The 6,692-nt window shown below is 65.7% G+C and carries 7 protein-coding genes; 2 read left to right on the top strand and 5 right to left on the bottom strand.

Going from position 1 to position 6,692, the window contains the following annotated elements; translation table 11 throughout:
• Positions 1-102 precede the first annotated feature (102 nt).
• From ACK6AU_RS23145 to ACK6AU_RS23125, 5 genes are all read right to left on the bottom strand, one after another.
• Positions 103-2,337 carry an ATP-binding protein gene (locus ACK6AU_RS23145; RefSeq protein ID WP_409301619.1) on the bottom strand — a complete coding sequence of 745 codons (2,235 nt, stop codon included), beginning with the start codon at positions 2,335-2,337 and terminating at the stop codon, positions 103-105.
• Positions 2,334-2,948 carry a biliverdin-producing heme oxygenase gene (locus ACK6AU_RS23140; protein WP_409301617.1) on the bottom strand — a complete coding sequence of 205 codons (615 nt, stop codon included), beginning with the start codon at positions 2,946-2,948 and terminating at the stop codon, positions 2,334-2,336. Before ACK6AU_RS23140 ends, ACK6AU_RS23145 begins: the two co-directional genes overlap by 4 nt.
• A 251-nt stretch (positions 2,949-3,199) precedes the next feature.
• Positions 3,200-3,595 (bottom strand): cupin domain-containing protein, encoded by a 396-nt coding sequence (locus ACK6AU_RS23135; RefSeq protein ID WP_409301615.1) that lies wholly within the window; start codon positions 3,593-3,595, stop codon positions 3,200-3,202.
• A gap of 79 nt (positions 3,596-3,674) precedes the next feature.
• The gene (locus ACK6AU_RS23130; RefSeq protein ID WP_409301613.1) at positions 3,675-4,481 is read right to left on the bottom strand and encodes an AraC family transcriptional regulator; all 807 of its coding nucleotides are present in this window, start codon (positions 4,479-4,481) and stop codon (positions 3,675-3,677) included.
• Between the two features lie 73 nt (positions 4,482-4,554).
• The gene (locus tag ACK6AU_RS23125) at positions 4,555-4,890 is read right to left on the bottom strand and encodes a DUF190 domain-containing protein (RefSeq protein WP_409301611.1); all 336 of its coding nucleotides are present in this window, start codon (positions 4,888-4,890) and stop codon (positions 4,555-4,557) included.
• A 179-nt stretch (positions 4,891-5,069) separates the two neighbouring features.
• Between ACK6AU_RS23125 and ACK6AU_RS23120 the strand changes: the two genes are divergently transcribed.
• Positions 5,070-5,549, top strand: a complete 480-nt coding sequence (locus ACK6AU_RS23120) for a GNAT family N-acetyltransferase (protein ID WP_409301609.1) — start codon at positions 5,070-5,072, stop codon at positions 5,547-5,549.
• A 34-nt stretch (positions 5,550-5,583) separates the two neighbouring features.
• Positions 5,584-6,678: a D-alanine--D-alanine ligase gene (ddlA, locus tag ACK6AU_RS23115; protein ID WP_185700384.1), complete on the top strand. Its 1,095-nt coding sequence runs from the start codon at positions 5,584-5,586 to the stop codon at positions 6,676-6,678.
• The last annotated feature ends 14 nt before the right edge of the window (positions 6,679-6,692 follow it).

The raw sequence follows: 6,692 nt of genomic DNA, 5'->3' as shown, positions 1-6,692 counted from the left end.
ACCGGCCAGGCGGATTTCCTGGTGCACCTGCGTAACCGGCGCCTGTCGGCCAGTGGCCAGCTGTTCCATGACTGGCTGGTGGCCCACGGCGCCGAATGAGGGTCAGGCCCGGGGCACGCTGAAACGGAACTCGCTGCCCTTGCCCACCTCGCTGTAGGCCCGGATCGTGCCGCCGTGGGCCTGGACGATACCCTGGGTGATGTACAGCCCCAGGCCGGTGCCATTGGGGTTGCCTTCCTTCATGGTCCAGTAGCGGTCGAAGATGAACGGCAGCTGGTCGGCGGGGATGCCTTCCCCCGAGTCGCGGACGCTGAATACGATCTGCTCGCCGTCGGACATCGCCACCACCCCGACTTTGCCTTGCTTGGGGGTGAACTTGATGGCGTTGCCCACCAGGTTCGACAGCACCTGGAACAGCCGCTCGGGGTCGGCGTGGATGGTCAGGTCCGGTTCGGCGTGGAAACTGATATCGATGGACTTGTCCAGGGCCAGGGGCGCCAGCAGCGAATAGGCTTCTTCGAAGATCTGCGCGACATCCAGCGGCTGGGGAGCGATGCGGTAGCGCCCGGCCTCGATCTTCGAGGTGTCCAGCAGGTCCTCCAGCAGGATGTTCATGCGGCTGGCGGCCTGTTGCATGGTGTCGATGGCCGAGGAGATGCGCCGCGAGGTGTGCGGGCCGTCGGAGCTGAAGGCCTTCTGCATCATGCCGCAGAGCATGGAGATCACGGTCATGGGGTTGCGCAGGTCGTGGGACACCACCGCCACCAGCTCGTCCCGGGCGTGCACTGCCTGTTGTTCGCGCAGCACCTGGCGCGCCAGGTCGTGCTCCAGGGCCGAGCGGCGCAGGTCGTTGGCGGCGAAGCGGTCGCCGTGGCTCCACTTGTTGGAGATCCCGGCCATTTCCACCTTCCAGATCTCGAACGAAGTGCGCGGTCGCAGGCGCAGGCCGGCGTCGGAGTTCTCCAGGTCCAGGGGCTTTTGCGGATTGCCGCTCCAGTTGATGTTTTCCTTCACCTCGGGCCGGAACCACAGCACGCCGTTATCCACAGGCTTGGGCAGGCTCATGGCCAGGACACCGCTGGCCACCTGTTGATAACTGGCCGCCGGCGGGTAGACGCTGGCCAGGTGGTGAGTGGCGAATACCGGCTGCCCGGATTCTTGCAACCAGTGGTGCAGGGCGCGGATTTCGGCTTCCCCCGGGCAGTTGCCGAAGCAGTGCAACTGGCGATCCTCGATGATCGCCACGCCGCTGGCCCGGGTCAGTTCCAGCAATTGCCCGGGCTCCTGGGCCAGGCCCTCGAACACGCTGCCGCATGCGAGTGCCATGGCCTGGTTGAGGCTGGCCAGGGTGGCGAGCTTTTCCTCGCGCTGGCGGCTGGCCTCCAGGGCTTCCATGGCGCTGATTTGCAATGACAGTACCTGGCCGATGGTCTGGCAGGCGATGCGCAACTCGTGGGGGACCAGCAGTGGCTGGCGGTTGCCGCAACTGATCAGGCCCCAGAGCTGATCGTCCTTGAGCAAGGAGATGCTCATGGACGACAGCACGCCCATGTTCTTCATGTACTGGCAGTGGATCGGCGACACGCTGCGCAGGGTGGCGAAGCTCAGGTCCAGGGCCTGGCCGTTGTCCGGGCGCAAGGTCGGCACCAGCGGCACCGGCTGGTAGTCGGCATCGGGGATGATCCGCAGCCAGTTGCTGCGGTACAGCTCGCGGGCCTGTTGGGGAATGTCCGAGGCGGGGAAGAACAGGCCGTTGAACACTTCCATGGTCGGCCGCGTGGCCTCGGCGATCACCTGGCCATGGCCCTCTTCTTCGAAGCGATAGATCAGCACCCGGTCGTAGCCGGTCATGGCCTGGATCTCGCTGACGCTGATGGCGTACAGCTCCTGCAGGGTCTTGGCGGTCTGCAGGCGGCGCAGCAGGCGCCCGAGGGTGTCGGTGCGCGGCTTGAGTTCCGGGGGCTGGGGCTGGTCGAGCTGCAGTTCCAGTTCCAGGATCAGTACGCCCTGGTGCCGGTGCAGCAAGGCTTCGAAGCGCCTGCCATGGAGCTCCAGGTACAGCGGCGGGGCATCGAGCAAGCGCTCCAGTTGCAGCAGCTGGCCAAGGCTCTGGGTGTGTTCGGTGCCCAGGAGGCTGTCCAGTGGCTGTTCGAGGACCTGCTCGGCGCGCTGGCCCAGCAGGGTCTCGACGTTGGCGCTGACCTGGCGGATGCGCAGCCCTGGCTCGTCCAGGGTCAGCAGGACGCCATGGGGCTGGATCGCGCCCGGGGAGCGGATGGGTTCGTTGGCGCAATTGGCCAGCAACTGCTCGAAGGCCTGGGAATCCTGGGGGGTCATAGCAGCACCTCGCGGTTGTCGAGCCAGTGCTCGAAACAGGCAAATGTGGATTGCGCGGCGCCGACCACTTGCTGGCGGGCGCTGGTGTGGCTGGGCATGCGGCCCAGGTAGCCGAGGAAATCCTTCCAGCGCCGGCCGGTGAGGGCGCCGTAGACGTCGAGGAAGGCCCCGCCGTTGCCGGCATCCAGCGCCAGGCGCCGGGCCATTTCGCGGCGCAGGATCTGCCCGCCCAGGGTCGCGCCTTCCAGCACGTAGAGCGTGCCCACGCAGGCACCCGGAGTGTCCAGTCGGGGCAGCGCCGGGCAGCGTGGCAGGTGGTCGATCTCGGCCTGGCTCAGGCCCAGGGCCAGCAAGTCGCCGTGCAGCGCTGGAGTCTTGCGCCGCAGTTGCGGCTCATAACCGGCCGGAATCAGCCCGCCTTGCTCCAGGGCCGCCTCCAGGGGCCGGTAGAACCCGTAGTAGGCCTGGATCAGGCGTTGGTACCAGGCTGCATCTAGTTGTTCGGAGAAAAAGGGCAAGCGTTGTTCCAGGGCCAGGTGCAGGGTCGCGGTGCCGGCGCGCAGGTCCTGGAGCAGGGGGGGAACGGCAGTGTCTTGATGCGGTTGGGGCATTCAGGGGTCCGGGAGGCGCTGCGGTAGGTGGATGCGCCATGGGCGTCATCGAGCACCGGGACCAGGTTGCGGTCCCTGCAATCGCGCCATCGCACGGAAAAGAACAGGAACGTCACTTTACCTGTGGTTTGAGGAGCGGCGCAGGTTTTTCGTCGCTCCGGCAAACGTTCAAGGCTAGTCGATCGCCGGCCTACCGCAGCTCTGACTCCGACAGCACGGCATTGATTCCCCTGGCCGGCTGTCGGGCTGGGTCAGATCCAGACGTCGTTCAAGGCGGTGCGTGCGCCGCCCTGGTCACCGGTATTGAGTACGCCACGGGGTTCGATCAGCAGCAGCTTGACCTCCTGTTCCGACCAGGGCTTGTGCTCCACGCCCCGGGGCACGACGAACATCTCGCCGCTGGCGATGGACACCCGGCCGTCACGGAAGTCGATGTGCAGCAGGCCGTCGAGGACGATGAAGGTTTCGTCGGTCTCGGCGTGGGAGTGCCAGACGAATTCGCCTTGCAGCCTGGAGATCTTGAACTGGTAGTCGTTCATCTCGGCGATCACCTTGGGGGTCCACTGTTCGCTGAACAGGCCGAGCTTCTGGGCGAAGTTGATGCTCTGGTAGGGGCGTTGCACGGTGCTGCCGGCGGGATTGTCCATGGGGACTCCATATCGTTGGTGAATGAGCGCCCAGGGTAGGCGACCACCGGCTGTGGATTCTTGAACGATTGTGCGTGGCTCAGCGACCGAGCATCTTCAGCCAGCGTGCCGGCGGCAGGCCATAGGCCTGGCGGAACTGGCGGGTCATGTGGCTCTGGTCGGCGAAGCCGGCAGCCAGCGCCGCGCTGGCCAGGGGCTGGCCCTGCACCAGCAGCGCCCGTACCAGGTCCAGGCGACGCATGCTCAGGTAACGATAGGGGCTGGTGCCGAACAGCAGGCGAAAATCCCGGGACAGGCTCCAGCGATCGCGCTGGCTGTGGGTGGCCAGCTCGTCGAGGGTCAGGGGGCGGTCCAGGGCACTGTGGATGTATTCCCGGGCGCGTTCGGCGGCCTGGTAGTCGAAGCGCTGCCGGGGCGCCGCGACCCCGGATACCCGGTTGAGCGCATGGGCCAGGTCGAACAGGGCGTCTTGTTGCTCCAGTGGGTCCAGGGGGCTCTGGACATTGCGCAGCAGTGCCTGGGTGGCGGCGAACAGGCGTGGGTCGGCGGACAGGCCGCCTGCGATGAAGGGCAGGGGCTGGCCGCCGAGGATCTGCTGGATCAACGCCGGCTCGATGTACAGCATGCGGTAGTGAAAGCCATCCTGGGTCCCGGCCTCGCCATCGTGGGCTTCGTCGGGGTGCAGGACCATGGTTCCGCCCGGCAGGCTATGGCGCCAGCCGCCGCGGTACTGGAAGCTCTGTACCCCGTGCAGGGTGCGGCCGATGGCGTAGGTGTCGTGGCGATGCATGTCGTAGCCATGGCCAGCGAAGTAGGCCTCGATGCGCTCCAGGCCCTGGGCGGGCGGTGCGCGGTGAACCCAGTCGGTGATGATCGGTCCGGCCATGGGGCAATCCAGGAGCAGGTAGCTGAAGCCGGCACGTTAACCCGAGGCCGTACCGGCTGTCTTGCCCGGTCCATCACGCGCTGTCGAGTAATGCCTGCAGGCCCAGGTGGCCGAACTCGATGGGGACCTTGGTGTAGAACAGCGCGAAGTCTTCCCGGGCCAGGCGTTCGAACAGTTGCCGGGCCTCTGCTTCGCTGATGGCCAGGCGGATTTCCAGGGGCTGGTCGGCCAGGTCGAAAAAATGCACCGAATGCAGTTGCCGGGAATGGCCGAATCCTTCGACGGCGCTGGAAAGGGTGGCGCCCTGCAAGCCCATTTCACGGGCCAGGTCGATGATCCAGTCGCCGAGCATCCGGCCGTGGTAACGCCGGTTCTGCTGGGTGAAGAAGGTCACCAGGTAGCCTTGCATGATTGCCCTCCCACGACGTGGCAGCCCGTTAATTGAGCATAGCTGGCGGCCCGCTCGGTGGTTGCCTGGGCGCAATGAGTGGAGTAGTTTCCACCTCCTCGCTACAGGCTCATGCGGCAGCGTTTGGGCCCCATGACGCGAACCTCGACCAGGACGCTACGTCCCGCAGGAGACCGAACATGGCAGTGACCTTCCGCCCGGCAGTGGACGCCGATATCCCGCGTATCTGCAGCTTTGTGCGCAATGCCCAGGAGCTGTTCTTCTTTTTTCCCGCCGCCACCTGGCCCTTGACCCCTGAACAGTTGCGCGACGCCATCGCCCGGCGCAGCGACTCCACGGTGATCGAGCGTGACGGGCGGGTAGTGGGGTTCGCCAATTTCTATCGCTGGGAGCAGGGTGGCCCCTGCTCCATCGGCAACGTGATCGTCGATCCGGATGCGCGCGGCGTCGGGCTGGGTGCGCAATTGATCGGGCAGATGATCTATCTGGCCCGCAGCCGGCACCAGGCCAGCGATGTGACCCTGTCCTGCTTCAACAGCAATGTGGCAGGGTTGTTGTTCTATCCGAAGCTGGGGTTCGTGCCCTACGCCATCGAGGAACGCAGGGACAAGCAACAGGAGCGGGTGGCGCTGATCCACCTGCGCTACAGCCCGAGCTGAGGCCGGGAATCTTCTTTCAAGACGGAAGCCATTCATGAGCAAGCTGCGGGTCGGGATTATCTTTGGTGGCCGTTCGGCCGAGCATGAAGTGTCGCTGCAATCGGCACGCAACATCGTCGATGCCCTGGACCGCTCGCGTTTCGAACCGGTGCTGATCGGTATCGACAAGCAGGGCCACTGGCACCTCAACGATACCTCGAACTTCCTGATCAACCAGGAGAACCCGGCGCTGATCGCCCTCAACCAGTCCAACCGCGAGCTGGCGGTGGTGCCGGGCAAGGCCAGCGGGCAACTGGTGGAGACCTCCGGCCGGGAGCTGTTGGGACATGTCGATGTGATCTTCCCCATCGTCCACGGCACCCTGGGCGAAGACGGTTGCCTGCAGGGCCTGTTGCGCATGGCCGACTTGCCCTTCGTCGGCTCCGACGTGCTGGGCTCGGCGGTGTGCATGGACAAGGACATCAGCAAGCGCCTGTTGCGCGATGCCGGCCTTGCGGTGACGCCCTTCGTCACCCTGACCCGTGCCAACCGGGGGCGCCATGACTTTGCCCAGGTCCGGGCGGCGCTTGGCCTGCCGTTGTTCGTCAAGCCGGCCAACCAGGGCTCGTCGGTGGGGGTGAGCAAGGTCGAGGACGAGGCCCAGTACCAGGCCGCGGTAGAGCTGGCCCTGGGGTTCGACCACAAGGTGCTGGTGGAGTCGGCGGTGCGTGGCCGGGAGATCGAGTGCGCGGTACTGGGCAACGACCAGCCCATCGCCAGTGGCTGTGGCGAGATCGTGGTCGGCAGCGGTTTCTACTCCTATGACAGCAAGTACATCGACGAGCAGGCGGCCCAGGTGGTGGTGCCGGCGGCCATCGGCCACGAAGCCAGCGAGCGGATTCGCGCCCTGGCCATCGAGGCCTTCCAGGTGTTGGGTTGTTCCGGGCTGGCGCGGGTCGATGTGTTTCTCACCGACAGTGGCCAGGTGTTGATCAACGAGATCAACTCCTTGCCGGGGTTCACGCGCATCAGCATGTATCCCAAGCTGTGGCAGGCCGCGGGCATGAGCTACAGCGAACTGGTCAGCCGGCTGATCGAGCTGGCCTTGCAACGGCACGGCGAGCGGCAGGCGTTGAAAATCACCCGCTGAAGCGGATCACAACC

The sequence above is a fragment of the Pseudomonas sp. KCJK8993 genome (assembly GCF_046230915.1).
GTDB classification, from domain to species: Bacteria; Pseudomonadota; Gammaproteobacteria; order Pseudomonadales; family Pseudomonadaceae; genus Aquipseudomonas; species Aquipseudomonas piscis.
Note: the sequence above shows the minus strand (reverse complement) of the source record. Positions and strands in the feature narration are given on the sequence as shown.